This is a genomic window from Kitasatospora sp. NPDC101235 (genome assembly GCF_044767505.1).
Lineage (GTDB): Bacteria > Actinomycetota > Actinomycetes > Streptomycetales > Streptomycetaceae > Kitasatospora.
Genome location: NZ_JBIWNZ010000032.1, coordinates 1 through 22,130 on the forward strand (window position 1 = coordinate 1; position 22,130 = coordinate 22,130).

Annotated in this window: 17 protein-coding genes; 5 read left to right on the forward strand and 12 right to left on the reverse strand. The window is 71.3% G+C overall.

Annotated elements, in window-relative coordinates; genetic code table 11:
• Nucleotides 1-375: 375 nt before the first annotated feature.
• The 8 genes from ACIRRH_RS36050 to ACIRRH_RS36085 form a co-directional block, all read right to left on the reverse strand.
• Nucleotides 376-1,899: a CoA-acylating methylmalonate-semialdehyde dehydrogenase gene (locus tag ACIRRH_RS36050; protein WP_403076035.1), complete on the reverse strand. Its 1,524-nt coding sequence runs from the start codon at nucleotides 1,897-1,899 to the stop codon at nucleotides 376-378.
• Between the two features lie 224 nt (nucleotides 1,900-2,123).
• Nucleotides 2,124-2,897 carry a nucleotidyl transferase AbiEii/AbiGii toxin family protein gene (locus ACIRRH_RS36055; RefSeq protein WP_403076037.1) on the reverse strand — a complete coding sequence of 258 codons (774 nt, stop codon included), beginning with the start codon at nucleotides 2,895-2,897 and terminating at the stop codon, nucleotides 2,124-2,126.
• A gap of 339 nt (nucleotides 2,898-3,236) precedes the next feature.
• On the reverse strand, nucleotides 3,237-4,631 hold the full coding sequence (locus tag ACIRRH_RS36060; RefSeq protein WP_224280155.1) for an FAD-binding oxidoreductase: 1,395 nt from the start codon (nucleotides 4,629-4,631) through the stop codon (nucleotides 3,237-3,239).
• Between the two features lie 63 nt (nucleotides 4,632-4,694).
• On the reverse strand, nucleotides 4,695-5,498 hold the full coding sequence (locus tag ACIRRH_RS36065; protein ID WP_224280157.1) for an ABC transporter permease: 804 nt from the start codon (nucleotides 5,496-5,498) through the stop codon (nucleotides 4,695-4,697).
• Entirely contained in the window at nucleotides 5,498-6,442 is a 945-nt protein-coding gene (locus ACIRRH_RS36070) for an ABC transporter permease (RefSeq protein WP_403076041.1), read from the reverse strand. The genes ACIRRH_RS36065 and ACIRRH_RS36070 overlap by 1 nt, the downstream gene beginning before the upstream one ends.
• The gene (locus tag ACIRRH_RS36075; RefSeq protein ID WP_224280162.1) at nucleotides 6,439-7,581 is read right to left on the reverse strand and encodes an ABC transporter ATP-binding protein; all 1,143 of its coding nucleotides are present in this window, start codon (nucleotides 7,579-7,581) and stop codon (nucleotides 6,439-6,441) included. The genes ACIRRH_RS36070 and ACIRRH_RS36075 overlap by 4 nt, the downstream gene beginning before the upstream one ends.
• A 42-nt stretch (nucleotides 7,582-7,623) precedes the next feature.
• Nucleotides 7,624-8,874: an extracellular solute-binding protein gene (locus ACIRRH_RS36080; RefSeq protein ID WP_403076045.1), complete on the reverse strand. Its 1,251-nt coding sequence runs from the start codon at nucleotides 8,872-8,874 to the stop codon at nucleotides 7,624-7,626.
• Nucleotides 8,875-8,929: 55 nt separating this feature from the next.
• Complete coding sequence (locus ACIRRH_RS36085) at nucleotides 8,930-10,441, reverse strand: gamma-aminobutyraldehyde dehydrogenase (RefSeq protein ID WP_224280188.1); 1,512 nt, start codon at nucleotides 10,439-10,441, stop codon at nucleotides 8,930-8,932.
• A 251-nt stretch (nucleotides 10,442-10,692) separates the two neighbouring features.
• Here ACIRRH_RS36085 and ACIRRH_RS36090 point away from each other — a divergent pair, with 251 nt between their 5' ends.
• Entirely contained in the window at nucleotides 10,693-12,345 is a 1,653-nt protein-coding gene (locus ACIRRH_RS36090) for a PucR family transcriptional regulator (RefSeq protein ID WP_403076048.1), read from the forward strand.
• Nucleotides 12,346-12,355: 10 nt separating this feature from the next.
• Here the strand turns inward: ACIRRH_RS36090 and ACIRRH_RS36095 are convergent, their stop codons facing one another.
• From ACIRRH_RS36095 to ACIRRH_RS36105, 3 genes are all read right to left on the reverse strand, one after another.
• Nucleotides 12,356-13,558: a spermidine/putrescine ABC transporter substrate-binding protein gene (locus ACIRRH_RS36095; protein ID WP_403076051.1), complete on the reverse strand. Its 1,203-nt coding sequence runs from the start codon at nucleotides 13,556-13,558 to the stop codon at nucleotides 12,356-12,358.
• A gap of 87 nt (nucleotides 13,559-13,645) precedes the next feature.
• The gene (locus ACIRRH_RS36100; RefSeq protein WP_403076053.1) at nucleotides 13,646-15,004 is read right to left on the reverse strand and encodes an aspartate aminotransferase family protein; all 1,359 of its coding nucleotides are present in this window, start codon (nucleotides 15,002-15,004) and stop codon (nucleotides 13,646-13,648) included.
• Nucleotides 15,005-15,147: 143 nt separating this feature from the next.
• Nucleotides 15,148-16,623, reverse strand: a complete 1,476-nt coding sequence (locus tag ACIRRH_RS36105) for a gamma-aminobutyraldehyde dehydrogenase (RefSeq protein WP_403076055.1) — start codon at nucleotides 16,621-16,623, stop codon at nucleotides 15,148-15,150.
• Nucleotides 16,624-16,891: 268 nt separating this feature from the next.
• Between ACIRRH_RS36105 and ACIRRH_RS36110 the strand changes: the two genes are divergently transcribed.
• From ACIRRH_RS36110 to ACIRRH_RS36125, 4 genes are all read left to right on the forward strand, one after another.
• Nucleotides 16,892-17,365 carry an Lrp/AsnC family transcriptional regulator gene (locus ACIRRH_RS36110; RefSeq protein ID WP_030243538.1) on the forward strand — a complete coding sequence of 158 codons (474 nt, stop codon included), beginning with the start codon at nucleotides 16,892-16,894 and terminating at the stop codon, nucleotides 17,363-17,365.
• Complete coding sequence (locus ACIRRH_RS36115) at nucleotides 17,362-18,756, forward strand: aspartate aminotransferase family protein (RefSeq protein ID WP_196946910.1); 1,395 nt, start codon at nucleotides 17,362-17,364, stop codon at nucleotides 18,754-18,756. The genes ACIRRH_RS36110 and ACIRRH_RS36115 overlap by 4 nt, the downstream gene beginning before the upstream one ends.
• 223 nt (nucleotides 18,757-18,979) lie before the next feature.
• Nucleotides 18,980-19,735, forward strand: coding sequence for an ABC transporter ATP-binding protein (locus ACIRRH_RS36120; RefSeq protein ID WP_403076058.1), 756 nt, complete (start codon nucleotides 18,980-18,982; stop codon nucleotides 19,733-19,735).
• Nucleotides 19,736-19,762: 27 nt separating this feature from the next.
• Nucleotides 19,763-20,914 (forward strand): hypothetical protein, encoded by a 1,152-nt coding sequence (locus ACIRRH_RS36125; RefSeq protein ID WP_403076061.1) that lies wholly within the window; start codon nucleotides 19,763-19,765, stop codon nucleotides 20,912-20,914.
• 36 nt (nucleotides 20,915-20,950) lie between these two features.
• On the opposite strand, the gene rlmN is transcribed toward ACIRRH_RS36125, so the two are convergent.
• A complete protein-coding gene (rlmN, locus tag ACIRRH_RS36130; protein ID WP_403076063.1) occupies nucleotides 20,951-22,051 on the reverse strand; it encodes a 23S rRNA (adenine(2503)-C(2))-methyltransferase RlmN in 1,101 nt (366 codons plus the stop codon).
• Nucleotides 22,052-22,130: the final 79 nt, after the last annotated feature.

Here is a 22,130-nt window from a genome sequence, read left to right on the forward strand (position 1 = left end):
GATGTTTTCCGCTCCGTTTCCGGGGCTTCGTTCATCCAACTCGCCGGTGTCTTCTGGGGTTTGACGCCCCGTCCGACGTTTCAAACTCTAGCCGATCTCCGCTCCGAAAAGCGAATCCGGCCGCAACCCGATAAAACGCGCACGCCGAATACACACCGGGCCATCACGCAGAAAAGCGAAAACGACCGGCGCGAACCGAGAAGTGGTGTTTCAGAGGATTGGCTACCCCGGGACCGTCCGCGCAGATGCGTGTCCGGTGCTCCCTGCCAGGCAGCTCGAAGGACTGTACGCGCTTCCGCGGGCGGATGCAAACGTCGTGCAAAGACGGCCGGCCGGACCCCGGGGAGAGGGGTCCGGCCGGTGGAGCCGTGCGGCTCAGCTGTTGGTGGGGAAGCCCAGGTTGATGCCGCCGTGCGACGGGTCCAGCCAGCGCTGGGTCACGGCCTTGCCCCGGGTGAAGAACTGCACGCCGTCCGCGCCGTACGCGTGGGCGTCGCCGAACAGAGAGGCCTTCCAGCCGCCGAAGGAGTAGTAGGCGACCGGGACGGGGATCGGCACGTTGATGCCGACCATGCCGACCTCCACCTCGAACTGGAAGCGCCGGGCCGCGCCGCCGTCGTTGGTGAAGAGGGCGGTGCCGTTGCCGTACGGGTTGGCGTTGATCAGTGCCACGCCCTCCTCGTACGAGTCGACGCGCACGACCGAGAGGATCGGGCCGAAGATCTCGTCGTTGTAGACGGACATGCCGGGCTTCACGTGGTCGAACAGCGTGGGGCCGAGCCAGAAGCCGTCGGCCGTCGGGGAGCCGTTCCTGTCCTCGGCGGTGACCGGGTGCTTGCGGCCGTCCACCGCGAGCTCGGCGCCGTCGGCGATCCCGGACTCCACGTAGGAGGTGACCTTGTCCCGGTGCTGGCCGGTGACGAGCGGGCCCATCTCGGAGTCCCCGTTGCAGCCCGGGCCGACCTTCAGGGTGGCCACCCGCTGCTTGATCTTCTCGACCAGCTCGTCGCCGATCGGGTCGACCGCGACCAGCACGGACACCGCCATGCAGCGCTCGCCGGCCGCGCCGAAGCCGGCGTTGACCGCGGCGTCGGCGGCGAGGTCGAGGTCGGCGTCCGGCAGGACGAGCATGTGGTTCTTGGCGCCGCCCAGGGCCTGCACGCGCTTGCCGTAGCGGGTGCCGGTCTCGTAGACGTAGCGGGCGATCGGGGTGGAGCCGACGAAGCTGACGGACTTGATGTCCGGGTGCTCCAGCAGGCGGTCGACGGCCACCTTGTCACCGTGGACGACGTTGAAGACGCCGTCCGGCAGGCCGGCCTCCTTCCACAGCTCCGCGAGGAAGTTGGCGGCGGACGGGTCCTTCTCCGAGGGCTTCACGACCACGCTGTTGCCGGCCGCGATGGCGATCGGGAAGAACCACATCGGCACCATGGCCGGGAAGTTGAACGGCGAGATGATCGCGACCGGGCCGAGCGGCTGGCGGATCGAGTAGACGTCGATGCCGGTCGAGGCCTGCTCGGTGAAGCCACCCTTGACCAGCTGCGGGATGCCACAGGCGTACTCCACGACCTCCAGGCCGCGGGCGATCTCGCCCAGCGCGTCGGAGTGCACCTTGCCGTGCTCCGCCACGATGATCGAGGCCAGCTCGTCGCGGCGGGCGTTCAGCAGCTCGCGGAAGGCGAAGAGCACCGTCGTCCGCTTCGCGATCGAGGCGCTGCGCCACTCGGTGAAGGCCGAGGCGGCGGCGGCCACCGCCTGGTCGACCTCGGCGATCTCGGCGAAGTCGACCTGGCCGGTGACCTGGCCGGTGGCCGGGTCGAAGATCTCACCGCGTCGCGGGGCCGCACCGGCGGTGGCGACCGGCTTGCCGCCGATCCAGTGAATGATGTGCTTGCTCAAGGTCCGTCTGCCTCCGAAGTCCCGGGCGGCGTCCTGCCACCGGTCCGGTCTGGCGCCGCCCGCAGGTGGGCCGGGCGACGGAAATCACGGGGCTACCGCGCTCGTCTCCCAGTCTGGTGGCCACTTCGGCCCGGCTCAACGAACAGGCTGACGGGGATCCTGGATTCAGCCTTACAGGTCGTCCGGTCGCTCCGCCGGACGGGTGGCCGCACGGGGGCCGGGCCTCAGGACTCCCCGTCCTCCGGCTCCTCCAGGTACGGGTCGTGCAGCCCGTCCGCCGCCTCCTGGGTCTCCAGCAGGTCCAGCCGCAGGTCCTGTGCCCAGGCCAGCGCCCACCGCTTCCGTTCGTCCACCTCCCCGGCCGGAACGCCCCGGGCGCGGAACCGCCCGTCCGCCGCCTCGGCGAGCGTCTCCAGTCGTTCGGCCAGCGCAGCGGGCTGGAAGTCAGGGTCCAACTCCTCTGCCAGGGCGAGCAGTTCACCCTCCCGGTAGCAGCGGGTGAGGGCGTGCACATCGATCAGGTCGCGAGGCATGCCCCGGTCCACGAGCAGCGCGGTGGTCAGCGCGGCCGCGTCCTCCAGGGCGACGACCGGCAGCACCACCGGCGGCTCGTCCGGGCCGGGCGCGCCGAGATCGAGCCGGACCGGGCGATGGCCCAGCGGCTCCTTGCGCAGCTCCACCGAGTGCGACCGCCCGCCCAGCGCCAGCCGGACGGTGAGCTGCTCCAGCCGCGGTGTGCCCGGCCGCTCGACGACCCCGCCGCCCGCCGCCCGGTACGCCTCGCCCAGCGCGGCGGCCACCTCCGGCAGATCGGCGCCGCCGGTCGCCAGGGTCAGCCCGTCCTGCGGGCAGGCCGCGACGCCGTGGGCCCGCAGCGCGTGCCCGCCGGCCAGCGCGAGGCCGTACCGGTCGCAGACGGGTGCGGCCCAGGCGGCCAGGCGCAGCTGGGCGGGGCCCGGGCGGAGGGACGCGTCGACGGCGTGCGGGACGGTGGTCACGCCTCCCAGTCTGACGCGACCGCCCGCTCCGCGCGCCGTCACCGCCGAGCGCCCCGGGCGGCCCCACGCGCCACCAGCGCCCGGCCACCCGTGCTCACCAGCCGCTGAACCTCGCCGCCGCCCCGTGCAGGGGCAGCTCCAACAGCACCGGGTCGTTGAGCCGCCCGGAACCGTCGGGCGGGACCGGACCAGTGCAGTCCGGCGGTCTCCATGCCGTGTCCCCGCTTCGTGCCGTTCGTGCTGTTCGGAGACGGCGGGAAGAGCGAGACCCGCCGTCACCGGGGAGAGGCGGACGGCGGGTCCTGATCACACGACCGGGGTCACCCGACCGTCGGCGCTTCAGCTGTCGAAGCCCAGCCCCAGCCGGTCGAGGGTGCGCAGCCAGAGGTTGCGGTGGCCGCCGTTGCGGTCCGCGCGCTCCAGCGACCGGGTGGTGAGTTCGATCCCGGCCCAGCGCACCGGCTCGGGCGGGAACGGCAGCGGCTTGCTGCGCACCATGTCCAGCGAGGTGCGCTCGGTGCGCTCGCCGGCGAGCAGGTCGAGCATCACCTCGGCCCCGAAGCGGGTCGCGCCGACGCCGAGCCCGGTGTAGCCGACCGCGTAGGCGACCTTGCCCCGGTACCCGGTGTCGAAGAACGCCGAGAACCGGCTGCAGGTGTCGATCGCACCGCCCCAGGCGTGGGTGAAGCGCAGGCCCTCCAGCTGCGGGAAGCAACGGAAGAAGTGGTTGGCCAGGGTGCGGAAGGTCTCCGGCCGCTGGTCGTACTCGTGCCGCACGTGGCCGCCGAAGTGGTAGACCGCGTCGTAGCCGCCCCAGAGGATCCGGTTGTCGGCGGAGAGCCGGAAGTAGTGGAACTTGTTGGCGCTGTCGCCGAGGCCCTGCCGCCCGCGCCAGCCGATCGAGGCGAGTTGCTCGTCGCTGAGCGGCTCGGTCATCAGTGCGTAGTCGTACACCGGGACGATGTACGGGCGGACCCGCTTGAGCAGCGACGGGAACACGTTGGTGCCGAGCGCGACCTTGCGGGCGAAGACCCGGCCGTACGGGGTGCGGACGGCCATGCCGCTGCCGCGCTCCCGCAGGTCGGTGGCCCGGGTGTGCTCGAAGATCCGCACGCCCTGGCTCAGGCAGGCGTCCTTGAGGCCCCAGGCGAGCTTGGCGGGGTGGACCATCGCCACGCCCTCCTTGTCCCAGAGGCCACCGAGGAAGGTCGGCGAGTTCACCTCGGCGCGCAGCTGGTCGGCGTCCAGGACGGTGATGTCGAAGCCGTACCGGGCGACCGCCTCGGCGATCTCGTGGAGTTCCTCGACCTGGTGGGGCTGGGTGGCGACGTCGATCTCGCCGGTGCGCTCCCACTCGGCGTCGATGCCGTAGCGCTTGAGGGTGGCCTCGATGCCGTCGAGGTTGGCGGCACCGAGGCGTTCCAGCTGGGCCAGTTCGGACGGCCAGCGGTCCAGGCCGTTGCCGAAGCCGTGGGTGAGGCTGGCCGCACAGAACCCGCCGTTGCGCCCGGACGCGGCCCACCCGACCTCGTTGCCCTCGACCAGCACGACGTCCAGCGAGGGGTCGCGCTCCTTGGCGATGAGGGCGGTCCACAGGCCGGAGTAGCCGCCGCCGACGACCAGCAGGTCGCAGGTGGTGTCGCCGACCAGGGCGGGCAGCGCCGCCGGCCGACCGGGATCCTCCAGCCAGAAGGGGGTGGGCCTGGCGTCACTGAGTGCGCGGGCGGAGTCCATGCATTATCAGCCACTTTCTACGAATAGATGACGGTTTCACGTGCCACCGCTGTCGACCGTACGTCAGGCGGTGGCCTTCCGGCGGTTGCCCAGCCACTGGCCGACGACGGTCAGCACGACGGCGGCGAGGAACATCGCGGTGCCGATGACGTTCACCTGCACCGGGATGCCGCGCTGCGAGGCGCCCCAGACGAACATCGGGAAGGTGACCGTGGTCGGGCCCGAGTTGAACTGGGTGATGATGAAGTCGTCGAAGGAGAGCGCGAAGCTGAGCAGCGCGCCCGCCGCGATGCCGGGCGCCGCCAGCGGCAGGGTGACCCTCAGGAAGGTCTGGGTGGGGGTCGCGTAGAGGTCCTGGGCGGCCTGTTCGAGCCTCGGGTCCATGCTCATCACGCGTGCCTTGACCGCCGTCACCACGAAGCTGAGGCAGAACATGATGTGCGCGATGAGGATGGTGGTGAAGCCGAACGGGATGCGCATGTTGAGGAAGAGCGTCCCGAGCGAGGCGGCCATGACCACCTCGGGCATGGCCATCGGCAGGAAGATCATCGCGGTGGTGGCCGAGCGGCCGCGGAACCGGTAGCGGGCCAGCGCGAAGGCGACCATGGTGCCGAGCACGGTGGCGCCGATGGTGGCGAGCACCGCGATCTGCAGGCTGAGCGAGAGCGACTGGCACATGTCGGCCACGCCGCAGGGGTTGGTCCAGGCGTCGGTGGAGAACTCGTTCCACTCGTAGTTGAACTTGCCCACCGGCTTGTTGAACGAGAAGGCGAGCACGACCAGGTTGGGCAGCACCAGGTAGGCGAGGGCCAGCAGGCCGGCCAGCACCACCAGGTGGGCGCGGATCCACTTGAACATCCGGGACATCAGACCAGATCCTCCGTCCCGGCCTTGCGCATGTAGACCGTCACCATGCCCAGGATCAGGGCCATCAGGATGAAGCTCAGCGCGGCCGCCGTGGGGTAGTCGAGCACGTTCAGGAACTGCTTCTGGATGCCGTTGCCGACCATCTGCTCGCTCGGCGAGCCCAGCAGCTGGGCGTTGATGTAGTCGCCGGAGGCCGGGATGAAGGTCAGCAGGGTGCCCGCGACCACGCCCGGCAGCGAGATCGGGAAGGTGACCTTGCGGAAGGTGGTGAACGGCCGGGCGTAGAGGTCGCCGGCCGCCTCGTGCAGGCGCGGGTCGATCCGCTCCAGCGAGGTGTACAGCGGCAGGATCATGAACGGCAGGAAGTTGTAGGTCAGGCCGCAGACCACCGCGAGCGGCGTGGCCAGCACCCGGTCGCCGTCGGTGAGGCCGAGCAGGTTGGTGATGTCCAGGACGTGCAGCGCGTTCAGCGCGCCGACCACCGGGCCGCCGTCGGACAGGATGGTCTTCCAGGCCAGCGTGCGGATCAGGAAGCTGGTGAAGAACGGCGCGATGACGAGGATCAGGATGACGTTGCGCCAGCGCTTGCTCGCCTTGAAGGCGATCGTGTACGCGAGCGGGTAGCCGACGGCCAGGCAGAGCACGGTGGCGACGGCCGCGTAGGAGAACGAGCGGAGGAAGTGCCACTTGTACTCGACCAGGGCGTCCCAGTAGGTCGAGAGGTGCCAGGTGACCTTGAAGCCCTCTTCGAGCGAGCCGGTCTGCAACGAGGTCGACCCCTGGTAGACCATCGGCACGGCGAAGAAGACGACCAGCCAGGCGATGCCGGGCAGCAGCAGCCAGTACGGGGTGAGCTTGCGCCTCGTCTTCGCGGGCGTCCCGGCCGGGGCACTGCCGTCGGGGGGTATGGCCTGCGGCGGCGCGGCCGTGGCGGTGGTGGTCATGCGGCCTCCTCCGCGGTGCCCGCGTCGATCGCCTGCGCGGCGTCCAGGGCGAAGGAGTGCGCCGGGTTCCAGTGCAGCAGGACGGCGGCGCCGGGGACGATCCGGGCGTCGCGCTCCATGTTCTGCTCGAAGACGGTGACCTCCTGGCCGCCGTCGGTGCGCACCACGTACTGGGTGGAGACGCCGATGAAGCTGGAGTCGAGCACCGTGCCGGCCAGCCGGTTGCGGCCGTCGGCGACCTGCTCGGAGGCATGCGTGATGGTGATCTTCTCCGGGCGCACGCCGAGGTGAACGCGCTTGGAGTCGGTGGCGCAGCGCGCCTTCGGCACCGCGAGTCGGGCGCCGGCGGCGCTGAGCAGCAGGTCGCCGCCCTCGGTGCCGGTGACCTCGGCGGGCAGCAGGTTGGACTGGCCGAGGAAGTTGGCCACGAAGGTGGTGGCGGGGTTCTCGTACAGCTCGGCGGGGGCGCCCAGCTGCTCGACCCTGCCGCCGTTCATCACCGCGATGGTGTCGGCCATGGTCATGGCCTCCTCCTGGTCGTGGGTGACGTGCACGAAGGTGATGCCGACCTCGGTCTGGATCCGCTTGAGCTCCAGCTGCATCTGGCGGCGGAGCTTGAGGTCGAGCGCGCCGAGCGGCTCGTCCAGGAGCAGCACCTGCGGGTGGTTGATCAGCGCGCGGGCGACCGCGACGCGCTGCTGCTGACCGCCGGAGAGCTGGTGCGGCTTGCGCCGGGCGTACTGGCCGAGTTCGACCAGCTCCAGCATCTCGTCGACCTGCTTCTTGACGTCCTTCCTGCCGCGCCGGCGCAGGCCGAAGGCGACGTTCTCGAAGATGTCCAGGTGCGGGAAGAGCGCGTAGCTCTGGAAGACGGTGTTCACCGGCCGCTTGTACGGGGGCAGGGCGGTGACGTCCTGGCCGCCGATCAGGACGGTGCCGGTGGTGGGCTCCTCCAGACCGGCGATCATGCGCAGGGTGGTGGTCTTGCCGCAGCCCGAGGCGCCGAGCAGGGCGAAGAACGATCCCTGCGGGACGGTCAGGTCGAGCGGGTGGACGGCGGTGAAGGAGCCGTAGGTCTTGCCGATGCCGGTGAGCCGGACGTCGCCGCCGACGGCCGCGTCGCGCTGCTGGTCTGTCATGGGGTGGTGTCTTCCTGGGTTTCTCTGCCGGGAGTTGGGGGGTCAGGCGCCGATCAGCTTGGAGAACTTCTGCTCGAAGTCGCTCTCCTCGCTCTCGGAGAGCGTGCGGAACACGTGCGCCTTGACCGCCATCTCGGGGGTGGGTACGACCAGCGGGTTGGCCGCGGTGTCCGGGGCGATGCCGGCGAGCTCGTCCTTCATCCCGGTGACGGCGGAGACGAAACCGATGCCCGCGACCAGCTGCGCCGCGATCTTCGGCTGATAGTAGAAGTCGATCAACTTCTCCGCGTTCGCCTTGTGCTGCGCCTTGGCCGGGACCAGCATGTTGTCGGTCGAGGCGATGTAGCCCCTCTCCGGGATGACGAACTCGATGTCCGGGTTGTCGGCGCGCAGTTGGATCAGGTCGCCGCCCCAGGCGATGCAGGCCGCGATGTCGCCGGCGGAGAGCTCCTGGCCGTAGTCGTTGCCGGTGAAGCGGCGGATCTGCTTGCTGTCGACGGCCTTCTGCAGCCGGGCGACCGCGCCGTCGTAGTCGTCGGCGGTGAACCTCGCGGTGTCCTTGCCCTGGTCCAGCAGGACCATCCCGATGCTGTCGCGCATCTCGGAGAGGAAGGTGACCCGGCCCTTGAGGTCCGGGTCGTCCAGCAGCTGGGAGACGCTGGTGACCTCCTTCCCCTTGGTCGCCTTCCTGTTGTACGCGACGACGGTCTGGATGCCGGCCCACGGGTAGGAGTACAGCCGCCCCGGGTCCCAGTCCGGCGCGCGGAAGCGCGCCTCGATGTTGGTGATCGCGGTGGTGACGTTCGCCGGGTTGAGCTTCTGCGCCCAGCCGAGCCGGATCAGCCGGGCGGCCATCCAGTCGGTGAGCACCATCAGGTCGCGGCCGGTGTCCTGGCCGGAGGCGAGCTGCGGCTTGACCTTGCCGAAGAACTCGACGTTGTCGTTGACGTCCTCGTTGTACTTGACCTTGATGCCGGTGGCCTCGGTGAAGGCGTCCAGCGTGCCGTGCTTCTCCTTGTCCTTCTCGTCCGTGTCCACGTACAGCGGCCAGTTGGAGAAGTTGACCTCCTTCTGCGTCTCCGAGAGGTCCTTGGCGGCGTTCGCGGTGGAGTCGCCGGTCGCCCGGGGGGCCGCCGGGATGCCGCAGGCGGCCAGGGTGCCCGCTCCCGCGCTCAGCGCGGCGGCGCGCAGCAGGGTGCGGCGGCCGAATGCGGCCCGGCCGCCGGCCAGGCTGCGTTCCCAGGCCCTTCGGACCGGTTCGGGCAGACCGTCGGTGAGCTCGTTGAACGCCATGGAACGGGCCTCCTGGGGGGAGATGGGGTGTGGGGGCACCCGCTGGGGCCGGGGATTATCTGTCTCCGAAGACGGTGCGGTGCCAGTCCTTGCGGGCCACCGCGGTGGTGTCGAACATGACGTGCTTGACCTGGGTGTACTCGTCCAGCGAGTACTGGGACATGTCCTTGCCGTAGCCGGACGCCTTGTAACCGCCGTGCGGCATCTCGCTGATGATCGGGATGTGGTCGTTGACCCAGACGCAGCCGGCCGCGATCTCCCGGGTGGCGCGCAGCGAGCGGTGCACGTTGCTCGTCCACGCGGAGGCGGCCAGGCCGTACGGGGTGTCGTTGGCCAGCCGCAGGCCCTCGTCGTCGCCGTCGAAGGGCAGCACGACCAGCACCGGGCCGAAGATCTCGCCCTGCACGACCTCGCTGTCCTGGGCCGCACCGGTGATCAGGGTGGGCTGGTAGTACGCGCCCCGGGTGAGGTCGGTGCCGTCGTGGCCCTTCTCCGGGGCCCGGCCGCCGGTGACCACGGTGGCGTACGAGCGGGTGCGCTCCACGAAGCCGGCCACCCGGTCCCGGTGGGCGTACGAGACCAGCGGGCCGAGATCGGTGTGCGGGTTCAGCGGGTCGCCGATCCGGATCGCCGCGTACAGCTCGGCCACCCCGGCCACGAAGGCGTCGTACAGCGGGCGCTGGACGTAGGCGCGGGTGGCGGCGGTGCAGTCCTGGCCGCCGTTGATCAGCGAGGCCGCGACCGCTCCGTGCACCGCGGCGTCCAGGTCGGCATCGTCGAAGACCACGAACGGGGCCTTGCCGCCGAGCTCCAGGTGGGTGCGCTTGACGCTCGCGGTGGCGATCTCGGCGACCCGCTTGCCGACGCCGGTGGAGCCGGTGAAGGAGACCATCGCGACGTCCGGGTGCCCGACCAGGTGCTCGCCCGCGGTGCGCCCGGCGCCGGTGACCACGTTGACCACGCCGTCCGGGATGCCCGCGGCGGTGCAGGCCCGGGCGAACATCAGCGAGGTCAGCGGGGTCAGCTCGGCCGGCTTGAGCACGATGGTGTTGCCCGCGGCGATCGCCGGGAGGATCTTCCAGGCGGCCATCTGCAGCGGGTAGTTCCACGGCGAGATCGAGCCGACCACGCCGACCGCCTCGCGGCGCACGTACGAGGTGTGGTCGCCGGAGTACTCGCCGGCGGCCTTGCCCTCCAGGTTGCGGGCGGCGCCGGCGAAGAAGGCCGCGTTGTCGATGGTGCCGGGCACGTCGAACTCGGTGGCCAGCTTGACCGGCTTGCCGGTCTGCGCCGTCTCCACCCGGGCCAGGTCGTCGGCCGCCCCGGCCAGGACGGCGGCCAGCCGGGTGAGCGCCTCGGAGCGCGCACCGGGGGTGGCCGAGGACCAGCCGGGCAGGGCCGCCTTCGCGGCAGCGACGGCGGTGTCCACGTCCTCGGTGGTCGCCAGCGCGACCTGCTCGACCACGCTGCCGTCGGCGGGGTTGACGACCTGGAAGGGTTCGCCGCTCCCCCGGGTCTGGCGGCCCGCGATGTACTGCGCGCCCGGGCCGAAGTCGGTCAGGTCCATCTGGTTCCTCCAAGTGCCGTGGTTCGACCGCTGCGGGGTCACGCGTCCGCGATGGGGGTCTGCGGTCCCGCTGACCTTGCCTGCTGCGGGGACGGGGTGACAAGGGTCACTTCGGCAATCTCAGCACGAAGGGCCTTACAGGGTGCAAGGCTGCGGGCAGGGCAACAGGTCGTCGGGGGGATGGATGATTTACCTGACACCCTGATCACCCCAGAGCCCCCGCTCTGGTCCCACGGCCCCGGAGGCCCGCGATGCTCCCCACCGTCGCCCGAGTCCTCGACCTGGACGTGATGCGGCGCGGCCTGCCCCAGGTGGTGGCCGGCGCCGACCACCTGGAGCGGCCGATCCGCTGGGTCCACGTCAGCGAGCTGCCCGACGTCGCCGGGATGCTCCGCGGCGGCGAGCTGGTGCTGACCACCGGCATCGCCCTGCCCGAGGACCGCGAGGGCCTGGCCCGCTACGTGCGCGAGCTGGACGAGGTCGGGGTGGCCGGCCTGGTCGTCGAGTTCGGGCGGCGCTACTTCGACTCGCTCCCCCGCGCCCTGGTCAACGCCGCCGAGCAGCGCGGGCTGCCGCTGATCACCCTCCGCCGCGAGCTGCGCTTCGTCGCCGTCACCGAGGCCGTGCACGCCCTGGTGGTCAACGCCCAGCTGGAGCAGCTGAGGGCCTCCGAGTCGGTCCACCAGGTCTTCAACGAGCTGGTGGTGGAGGGCGCCGAGCCGCCCGAGGTGATCCGCCAGGTGGCCCGGATGGCCGGCGCCCCGGTCGTCCTGGAGAACCTGGCCCACCAGGTGCTCGCCCACGACACCGCCGGGCGCCCGGAGGCCGAGGTGCTGGAGGACTGGGAGCGCCGCTCGCGCGGCGTCCGTCCGGCCGGGCGCACCGGCCACGACCCGCGCAGCGGCTGGCTGGTCACCATCGTCGGCGCCCGCGGCCAGGACTGGGGCCGACTGGTGCTGGTGCAGGAGCCCGGCCCGCTGCCCGAGGGCGAGGCCCACCCGCACACCATGCTGCTGGAGCGGGGCGCCTCCGCGCTGGCGCTCAACCGGCTGGTGGTACGCGACCGGGAGAGCCTGGAGCGGCAGACCCACCGCACCCTGCTGTCCGGCATCCTCACCCACGCGCTGACCGTCTCCGAGGCCGCCCTGCGCGCCCAGGCCCTCGGCGTCCCGTTGGAGGGCCGCCGGCTGGTCGGCGTGGTGCTGCGGCAGCGGCGCGGGCCGATCCCGGCCGCACTGGAGGCGCAGGCCCGGCTGCGCGACTTCACCGAGCTGGCCGCCGGCGCGGCCCGGGCCTGCCGGCTGTCCGCGCTGGTCGGCGCGCTCGACGACGAGGCCGTCGGCCTGCTGATCGCGCTCGGCACCCAGCAGGACGAACACTCCGCGCTGGACGCCCTCTCGGCCACGCTGCGCCGGATGTCTGCCGAGGCCGGACGGGAGGGCGGTGACCCGTCGGGCCCGGTGGTCGCGGTCGGTTCGTCGGTCGGCTCGGTGCGCGACGCCCGGCGCACCCTGCTGGAGGCCACCCAGGTCGCCGACGCCGCCCTGCACGACGCGCCCGGCGGCCGCAGCTCCTCCTACTACCGGCTGCCGGACGTCCGGCTGCGCGGCCTGCTCCACCTGCTGCGCGACGACGCCCGGTTGCAGACGTACGTGGAGCGGGAGCTGGGCCCGCTGCTGGCCCACGACGCCGAGCACAACGGCCAGTTGGTGCAGATGCTGCGGATCTACCTGGAGCAGGGCCGGAACAAGTCGGCCGCGGCGGACGCCGCGCACCTGTCCCGGCCGTCCTTCTACGACCGGCTGCACAAGGTCGAACGGATCCTCGGCGTCGACCTCGACCAGGTGGAGTCCTGCCTCTCCCTGCACGTGGCACTGCTCGCCCTGGACGCCGTCCGGCGCTGAGCCCTGCGCGTCACACCCCGGTGATGCGCCCCCAGGCCTTGTGCAGCTCGGGCCGCTCGGCCGAGGTGACGTCGCGCATGGTGTGCAGCCGGGCGCGCATCTCGTCGGTCGGGAACACCAGCGGGTTCTCGGCGAGTTCGGCCTTCTCCTTGTCGCCGCTGGCCGCCAGCACCTCGCGGGCCGCCGGCACCGGGCAGATGTACTGGACGAACGTGGCGAGTTCGGCGGCCACCTCGGGCTGGTAGTAGTAGTCGATCAGCAGCTCGGCGTTGCGCTTGTGGGCGGCCCGGTTGGGGATCATCAGGCTCTCCGCCCACAGCTCGCCGCCCTCCTCCGGCACCACGAACTCGATGTCCGGGTTCTCGGCGGTCAGCTGGACGGCGTCGCCGGAGTAGGCCTGGCAGGCGAGCGCCGCACCGGAGGCGAGGTCACTGGTGTAGTCGTTGCCGGTGAAGCGCCGGACGTGGCCGCTGTCGACCGACTTCTGCACCAGGTCCATCGCCTTGCGCGCGTCGTCGTCGCTGAACGTCGCGATGTCCGCGCCCTGGGAGAGCATCAGCAGCCCGAGCGCCTCGTCCAGCCCGGCGAACAGCGTGACCCGGCCCTTGAGGTCGGGCGCCCACAGGTCGGCGGTGGACCTGATCTCCCGGCCGAGCGCCTTGCGGTTGTAGGCGATGCCGGTGATCCCGGACTGCCACGGCACGCTGCGCTTGCGCCCGGGGTCGAAGGCCGGGTCGGCGAGCTGCGGGTCCAGGTTGGCCGTGACGTTGGGCAGGTTGGCCCGGTCCATGGCCTGCACCCAGCCCAGCGAGACGTACCGCCCGGCCATCCAGTCGCTGATCACCATCAGGTCCCGGCCCGGGGCGGCGCCCTGGGTGAGCACCGGGCTGATCTTGCCGAAGAACTCGTCGTTGTCGTTGATGTCCTCGGTGTAGGTGACCGCGATCCCGGTCTGCTCGCTGAAGGCGTCCAGGGTCGGCCGCCCGCCCGCGTCGTCGGTGTCGATGTACTGCGTCCAGTTGGAGAACGCGAGCCGCTTGTCGCTCTCCGAGCGGTCCGGCGCCGAACGGCGGTCCTCCGCCACGTACGCGGACGGGATGCCGCAGCCGGTCAGCGTGCCGGCGCCGATCAGCGCGGCCCCACCGAGCACGGAACGCCTGCGCAGGGAAGGGGAGTTGAAGGGACGGCGGGTCAGAGTGGTGCTGCTGGGCATGCAGGGGCCTTCCGGAGCGTGGAACGGCCCCGGACACACGCACGAGTGTCCGGGGCCGTCCTGGTCGGTACGTCGTCCTGGCAGGTGTCAGACAGTGTGCGCGTCAGTGAGCGACAGCACCTCGTCCAGCACCGCGAGGCCGGTCTTGGCCTCCTCCTCGGTGACGGTGCACGGCGGGACGACGTGGAAGCGGTTCATGTTGACGAACGGCCAGAGCCCGCGCTGCTTGCAGGCGGCGGCCAGCTCGGCCATCGGAGCGTTGTCGGCGCCGACCGCGTTGTAGGGCACCAGCGGCTCGCGGGTCTCCCGGTTCTTCACCAGGTCGAGCGCCCAGAACACGCCGAGGCCGCGGACCTCGCCGATCGACGGGTGCCGCTCGGCCAGCTCGCGCAGGCCGGGGCCGAGCACGTTCTCGCCGATGTGCTTGGCGTTCTCGACGATGCCCTCCTCCGCCATGGTGTTGATGGTCGCCACCGCGGAGGCGCAGGCCAGCGGGTGGCCGGAGTAGGTGAGCCCGCCGGGGAAGGCCCGCTCGGCGAAGGTGGCCGCGATCTCGGCGCTGATCGCCACGCCGCCCAGCGGCACGTAGCCCGAGTTGACGCCCTTGGCGAAGGTGAGCAGGTCCGGGGTGACGCCCCAGTGGTCGGCGGCGAACCACTCGCCGGTGCGGCCGAAGCCGGCCATCACCTCGTCCAGGATGAACACGATCCCGTAGCGGTCGCAGATCTCCCGCACCCCGGCCAGGTAGCCCGCCGGCGGGACCAGGATGCCCGCGGTGCCGACCACGGTCTCCAGGATGACCGCCGCGACGGTGCCGGGCCCCTCGAACGCGATCACCTGCTCCAGGTGCTCCAGCGCGCGCTCGCACTCCTGCGCCTCGTTCTCGGCGTGGAAGTTGGAGCGGTAGGCGTACGGCCCCCAGAAGTGCACCACGCCGGAGACACCGGTCTCGTTGGCCCAGCGCCGCGGGTCGCCGGTGAGGGCGATCGCGTTGGCGGTGGCACCGTGGTACGAGCGGTAGGTGGACAGCACCTTCTGCCGGCCGGTGTGCAGCCGGGCCAGCCGGATGGCGTTCTCGTTGGCCTCGGCGCCGCCGTTGGTGAAGAAGATCTTGTCCAGGTCACCGGGGGTGCGCTCGGCGATCAGCCGGGCGGCCTCGCTGCGCGACTCGACCGCGAAGCCGGGGGCGATGGTACAGAGCTTCGCCGCCTGCTCCTGGATCGCGGCGACCACCTTCGGGTGCTGGTGACCGATGTTGGTGTTGACCAGCTGCGAGGAGAAGTCGAGGTAGCGGTTGCCGTCGTAGTCCCAGAAGTACGAGCCCTCGGCGCCGGCCACCGCGAGGGGGTCGATCAGCGCCTGGGCGGACCACGAGTGGAAGACGTGCGCGCGGTCGGCGGCCTTGACGGCCTGGCCTGCGGCTGAGTCAGCGGTGGGGATGCTCATGCCGGTAAGGCTAGGGCGACCCGTCCCCGAAGGGCAGTTCCATCGTGTCAGCCGGTCGCGCCAACCGTCGACAGGATGCAAAGACGCAGGGCCCGGGTCGAGGAGACCCGGGCCCATGGTCGGTTCAGCCGGTGATCGATTGATCAGATCGCGGTCATGACGTGCTTCACGCGGGTGTAGTCCTCGAAGCCGTACGCCGACAGGTCCTTGCCGTAGCCGGACTTCTTGAAGCCGCCGTGCGGCATCTCGGCGACCAGCGGGATGTGGGTGTTGATCCAGACGCAGCCGAAGTCCAGGCGGCGCGACATCCGCATGGCGCGGGCGTGGTCCTTGGTCCACACCGAGGAGGCCAGCGCGTACTCGACGCCGTTGGCGTACTCGACGGCCTGGTCCTCGTCGGTGAACTTCTGCACGGTGATGACCGGGCCGAAGACCTCGTTCTGGACGATCTCGTCGTCCTGGTTCAGGCCGGAGACGACGGTCGGGGCGTAGAAGTAGCCCTTGTCGCCGACCCGGTGGCCACCGGCCTCGACCTTGGCGTGGGCGGGCAGCCGCTCGATGAAGCCGGAGACCTGCTTCAGCTGGTTGGCGTTGTTCAGCGGGCCGTACAGCACGTCCTCGTCGTCCACGCCGCCGGTCTTGGTCTCGGCCGCGGCCTTGGCCAGCGCCTCGACGAAGGCGTCGTGGATCGACTCGTGCACCAGCACGCGGGTGGCGGCGGTGCAGTCCTGGCCGGCGTTGAAGTAGCCCGCCACCGAGATGCCCTCGACGGCCTCGGCGATGTCGGCGTCCTCGAAGACCACGACCGGGGCCTTGCCGCCCAGCTCCAGGTGGACGCGCTTGACGTCCTTGGAGGCGGACTCGGCGACCGAGATGCCGGCGCGCACCGAACCGGTGATGGAGGCCATCGCCGGAGTCTTGTGCTCGACCATCAGCTTGCCGGTCTCGCGGTCGCCGCAGATGACGTTGAAGACGCCGGCCGGCAGCTCCAGCTCCTTGAGGACGCCGCCGATGATCTCGGCCAGCAGCACGGTGGAGGCCGGGGTGGTGTCGGAGGGCTTCAGCACGACGGTGTTGCCCGCGGCGATGGCCGGGGCGAACTTCCAGACGGCCATCATCATCGGGTAGTTCCACGGCGCGACCTGGGCACAGACGCCGACCGGCTCGCGGCGGATGATCGAGGTCATCCCGTCCATGTACTCACCGGCGGCCTTGCCCTCCAGCAGGCGGGCGGCACCGGCGAAGAACCGGATCTGGTCCACCATCGGGCCGATCTCATCGGAGAGGGTCAGCGCGCGGGGCTTGCCGGTGTTGCGCACCTCGGCGTCGACGATCTCGTCGGCGCGGGCCTCGACCGCGTCGGCGATCTTGAGCAGCAGCTTCTGGCGGGTGCTCGGGGTGGCGTCGCGCCAGATCGGGAACGCGGCGGCGGCGGAGGCCATGGCGGCGTCCACGTCAGCGGCACCGGACAGCGGCGACGTCGCGTAAGCCTCGCCGATGGTCGGGTCGACGATGTCGAGCGTGCGGCCGTCGGCCGCGTCGACGAACTCACCGTTGATGTAGTTGCGCAGCGCGCGAAGGTCGCTCACGGGTCTCTCCTCGGTCTGGGCCTGCGGCATTGCAGATTCCGGCGCCATGGTACGTCGGCGGATCCGGCATACGAAGGGTGCCGAGTGGCCACGTCCGGAGCGGCGCGGTCCACTGCTGGCGGTATGCGCGCCGACCCTCGGGGCCGCGCGCGTACCGTGCCAGGGTAGCCGCACGACTGCCGGTATCGACAGGGCGAGTGCGCTTGGGCGATGAAATCCGCATGCGTTTTCCAAGATCACGACGAAATCAGCAGTTTCCTCGCTTGCGAACACGGGAACGATCAGGCACAGTGGCCGCGTGGCCAACCGCGACCGGAACGCCAGCGTTCCCCTCGACGCCGCCTCCAAGGCGATCATCGAGCAGCTCCAGGAGGACGGGCGCCGCCCGTACGCCGCCATCGGCAAGGCCGTCGGCCTGTCCGAGGCGGCCGTGCGGCAGCGCGTCCAGAAGCTGCTCGACCAGGGCGTGATGCAGATCGTCGCCGTCACGGACCCGCTCACCGTCGGCTTCACCCGCCAGGCGATGGTCGGCATCCGGGTCGAGGGTGACATCGAGCCCGTCGCCGACGCGCTGGCCGCCCTCGACGAGGTCGACTACGTGGTCTGCACCGCAGGCTCGTTCGACCTCCTGGCCGAACTGGTCTGCGAGGACGACGAGCACCTGCTCGAACTGATCAACAAGCGCATCCGCGCGCTTCCCGGCGTGCGGAGCACCGAGAGCTTCGTTTACCTGAAACTCCGGAAACAGACCTACACCTGGGGCACCCGATGACAGCCGACCCGGCGCAGAAGGACCTTTCCAAGACCGCCTACGACCACCTGTGGATGCACTTCACCCGCATGTCGTCGTACGAGAACTCCCCCGTGCCGACGATCGTCAAGGGCGAGGGCACCTACGTCTGGGACGACAAGGGACGCAAGTACCTCGACGGCCTCGCCGGCCTGTTCGTCGTCCAGGCCGGCCACGGCCGTGAGGAGCTCGCCGAGGCCGCTGCCAAGCAGGCCAAGGAGCTCGCCTTCTTCCCGGTGTGGAGCTACGCCCACCCGAAGGCCGTCGAGCTGGCCGAGCGCCTGGCCAACTACGCCCCGGGCGACCTGAACAAGGTCTTCTTCTCCACCGGTGGCGGCGAGGCCGTCGAGACCGCCTGGAAGCTCGCCAAGCAGTACTTCAAGCTGACCGGCAAGCCGACCAAGTACAAGGTCATCTCGCGCGCCGTCGCCTACCACGGCACCCCGCAGGGCGCCCTGTCCATCACCGGCCTGCCGGGCCTGAAGGCCCCGTTCGAGCCGCTGGTGCCGGGCACCCACAAGGCCCCGAACACCAACATCTACCGCGCCCCGGCCTTCCTCGAGGGCCCCGACGGCACGGTCGACCCCGAGGCCTACGGCCGCTGGTGCGCCGACGAGATCGAGGTGGCCATCCTCAACGAGGGCGCCGAGACCGTCGCCGCCGTCTTCGTCGAGCCGGTTCAGAACGCCGGTGGCTGCTTCCCGCCGCCGCCCGGGTACTTCCAGCGCCTGCGCGAGATCTGCGACCGCCACGACGTGCTGCTGGTCTCGGACGAGGTCATCTGCGCCTTCGGCCGCCTCGGCACCATGTTCGGCGCCGACAAGTTCGGCTACCAGCCCGACATGATCACCTGCGCCAAGGGCATGACCTCGGGCTACTCCCCGATCGGCGCCACGATCATCTCGGACCGCCTCGCCGAGCCGTTCTACAAGGGTGACAACACCTTCCTGCACGGCTACACCTTCGGTGGCCACCCGGTCTCCTCCGCGGTGGCGCTGGCCAACCTCGACATCTTCGAGCGCGAGGGCCTGAACCAGCACGTGCTCGACAACGAGGCCGCGTTCCTGGGCACCCTGGACAAGCTGCGCGACCTGCCGATCGTCGGTGACGTCCGCGGCAACGGGTACTTCTACGGCATCGAGCTCGTGAAGGACAAGGTCACCAAGGAGTCGTTCAACGACGAAGAGGTCGAGCGCGTCCTCTACGGCTTCCTCTCGAAGGCCCTCTTCGACAACGGCCTGTACTGCCGCGCCGACGACCGTGGCGACCCGGTCATCCAGCTGGCCCCGCCGCTGATCTCCGACCAGTCGACCTTCGACGAGATCGAGCAGATCCTGCGGACCAGCCTCACCGACGCGTGGGCGAAGATCTGATCCCCTGAGCCTTCTTCCCCACCCTCCGCCGAAGGGCGGTCCCGCTCCCGCGGGGCCGCCCTTCGGCGTTCCCCCGCCCGCCCAACATCACAGTCGTACGACCAAACATGCCTGAATGCGGGTGATTTGCCCGTGATGGACCAGTGCGCCGCAACCGGGCCCCGCCCCGGGCGTTCTAATCTGACGACTGTCATATCCCTGCGGCCACCCAGGATGGATCCTCATGTCAGCGGCACCGCCTGACAACGACGTGCTGTGGGCCCGGGAGATCGCCAAGTCCCATGACGGCACCCCCGCCCTGCGCGGCATCTCGATCGGCGTCCGCGAGGGCGAGGTGCTCGCCGTCACCGGCCCGCGCGGCTCCGGCAAGAGCACCCTGCTCGGCTGCCTCTCCGCTCAACTCCCGGTCGACGAGGGCGAGGTCTGGTTCAACAGCGCCCCCGTGCACACCCTCGCCCGGGCCGGCCGCGAACGGCTGCGCCGCGACCGCTTCGGCTTCGTCGGCTCCGAGCCCCACCTGGTACCCGAACTGACCGCCCGGGAGAACGTCGCCCTGCCGCTGCTGCTTGCCGGGGCCGGCAACAAGGCCGCCTACACCGCCGCCGACGAGTGGCTGGAACGCCTCGACGTCGGCGACTGCGCCCGGCAGCGCCCCGAGCGGCTGGTCCAGAGCCGGCGTCAGCGGGTCGCCGTCGCCCGCGCCCTCGCCCCGCTGCCGCCCGTCGTCTTCGCCGACGACCCCACCGCCCCACTGCACCGCGAGGCCGCCGACCAGGTCATGCGGATACTGACCAGCGCGGCCCGGTCCCACCAGCTCACCCTCGTCCTGGCCACCCACGACCCCGAGCTCGTCCGGTTCGCGGACCGCACCGTCGCCCTCCTCGACGGACGGCTCACCGCCCCCGCCGCCCCCGTCCCCCGCGGCACCGCCGCCCCCGGGGCCCCCGGAGCGCCCGCCGTCACGGCCGCCCACCGCTGACGACGCCGAGCCGCTGAAAGAGTCGACGTGTTCTATCTCCGTCTGGCCCGGGGCTACCGGGTGCCCGACCTCGGCCGCTGGCTGCTCACGGCGCTGGCCGCCGCCGTGGTCGCCGCCTTCCTGCTGCGCTCCCTCGGCCGGGCGATGAGCGACCCGACCGGCGGCGCCGACCCGCTGGTCCGGCTGCTCTGGTGCCTGCCCCCGCTCGCCGCCGTCGCCTGGTTCGCGGCCGTCGCCGCCGGTGCGGTGCCCGCCCGGCGGCCCGAGCGGATCGCGGGCCTCACCGCGGCCGGGGTCGGCTCCCGCCGGATCCGCACGCTGATCGCCAGCGAGGTCGCACTCGCCGCCACCCTCGGCAGCGTCCTCACGCTGCTGGGGTTCCTGGTGCTGCGCAACGACATCGCCGGACCCGCGCTCGCCCCCGACCTCGGCATGGGCGTGCCGCTGCCGCCCGCCGCGCCGGTCGCCCTGCTCGCCCTGGTCCCGCTCACCGCCGGCACCGCCGCCGCCTGCGCGGTGCCCGTCGCCGAGACCCTGCCCGGCGGCCGCACCCACGCCCCGACCGGCTTCGGCGTCCGGCGGATCGCCCTGGCGATCGGGCTGGGCGTGATCGGCGCCGCGCTCGAACTCATCGCGCTGCGGCCCGACGCCGCCGCCGACGGCCGCCCGATCCACCTGCCCGCCGGACTCGGCAGCACCAGCACCGCCGCCCTCGGCGGCTGGGCCGCCAGCGCGCTCGGCATCGCCCTGCTCACCGGCCCGCTGCTGGCCTGGGCCGGACGGCTGCTCGCCCTCGGACGGCCCACCCCGCTGCGGCTGCTGGCCGGGCGCGGCCTCACAGCCCAGGCCCGCCGGCTCGGCGCGCCGCTGGCCGTGCTCACCCTCACCGTCGCGCTGGTGCTCACCACCGTCCGCTACTGGATCGGCACGCCCGACAGCGCCGACGCGCTGCCCGCGATCGAGGCCTGCCTGGTGCTCGGCTGCGCGACCGCCGCGGTGATCGTCCGCCTCGCCGAGGTCCGCACCCACCGCCGGGAGGTCACCGACGCGCTGCTGCGCCTCGGCACCTCGCCCCGGCTGCTGTTCGGTGCGGTCGCGCTGCGCACCCTCGCGGTGGGCAGCACGCTGCTGCTGACCGGCGGGGCGACCGCCGCACTGGCGGCCGCCGGGCTCCGGTAGGGGTTTCCTGCGGTAACGGGTTTCCTGCGGTGGGACTCAGCCCGCCGCGGCGAGCTGGCCGCAGGCGCCGTCGATCTCCTGGCCGCGGGTGTCGCGGACGGTCGTCGGCACGCCGTGCGACTGGAGCCGGCGGACGAACTCGCGCTCGTCCTCGGGCCGGGAGGCCGTCCACTTGGAACCGGGGGTCGGGTTCAGCGGGATCAGGTTGACGTGCACCCGGCGGTTCTTGATCAGCCGGCCGAGCAGGTCGGCCCGCCAGGCCTGGTCGTTGATGTCCTTGATCAGCGCGTACTCGATGGAGATCCGGCGGCCGGACTTCTCCGCGTAGTTCCAGGCCGCGTCCAGCACCTCGGCGACCTTCCACCGGGTGTTCACCGGCACCAGCTCGTCGCGCAGCTCGTCGTCCGGGGCGTGCAGCGACAGCGCCAGGCGGCAGCTGAGGCCCTCGTCGGCGAACCGGTGCATCGCCGGGACGAGGCCGACGGTGGAGACCGTGATGCCGCGCTGGGACAGGCCGAAGCCGTCCGGCGCCGGGTCGGTCAGCCGGCGGATCGCGGACAGCACCCGGTTGTAGTTGGCCAGCGGCTCGCCCATGCCCATGAAGACCACGTTGGACAGCCGCGCCTCGCCGCCGGGGATCTCCCCCGACTTGAGCGCGCGCATCCCGGCGGCGATCTGCTCGACGATCTCGCCGGTGGAGAGGTTGCGGGTCAGCCCGGCCTGGCCGGTGGCGCAGAACGGGCAGTTCATGCCGCAGCCGGCCTGCGAGCTGATGCACATGGTGACCCGGTCCGGGTAGCGCATCAGCACGGACTCCACGAGCGTGCCGTCGAAGAGCTTCCAGAGCGTCTTGCGGGTGGCGTCGTCGTCGCAGGAGACGTGCCGGACCACCGACATCAGCTCGGGCAGCAGGCTCCCGGTGAGCTTCTCCCGGCTGGCGGCGGGGATGTCCGTCCAGCTCGCCGGGTCGTTCGACATCCGGCCGAAGTAGTGGTTGGAGAGCTGCTTGGCGCGGAACGGCTGCTCGCCCAGCTCGGCGACGGCCTCCTTGCGCTCGGCGGGGCTCAGGTCGGCGAGGTGTCGCGGGGGCTTGGCGCCGCGCGGCGCGACAAAGGTGAGTTCTCCGGGCTTAGGCATGGTTGTTCCAGTGTCGCAGACGCCGAACGCTGAGCCCGTCCCCGCCAGGGGAGACGGACTCAGCACTGGTCGTCACTTG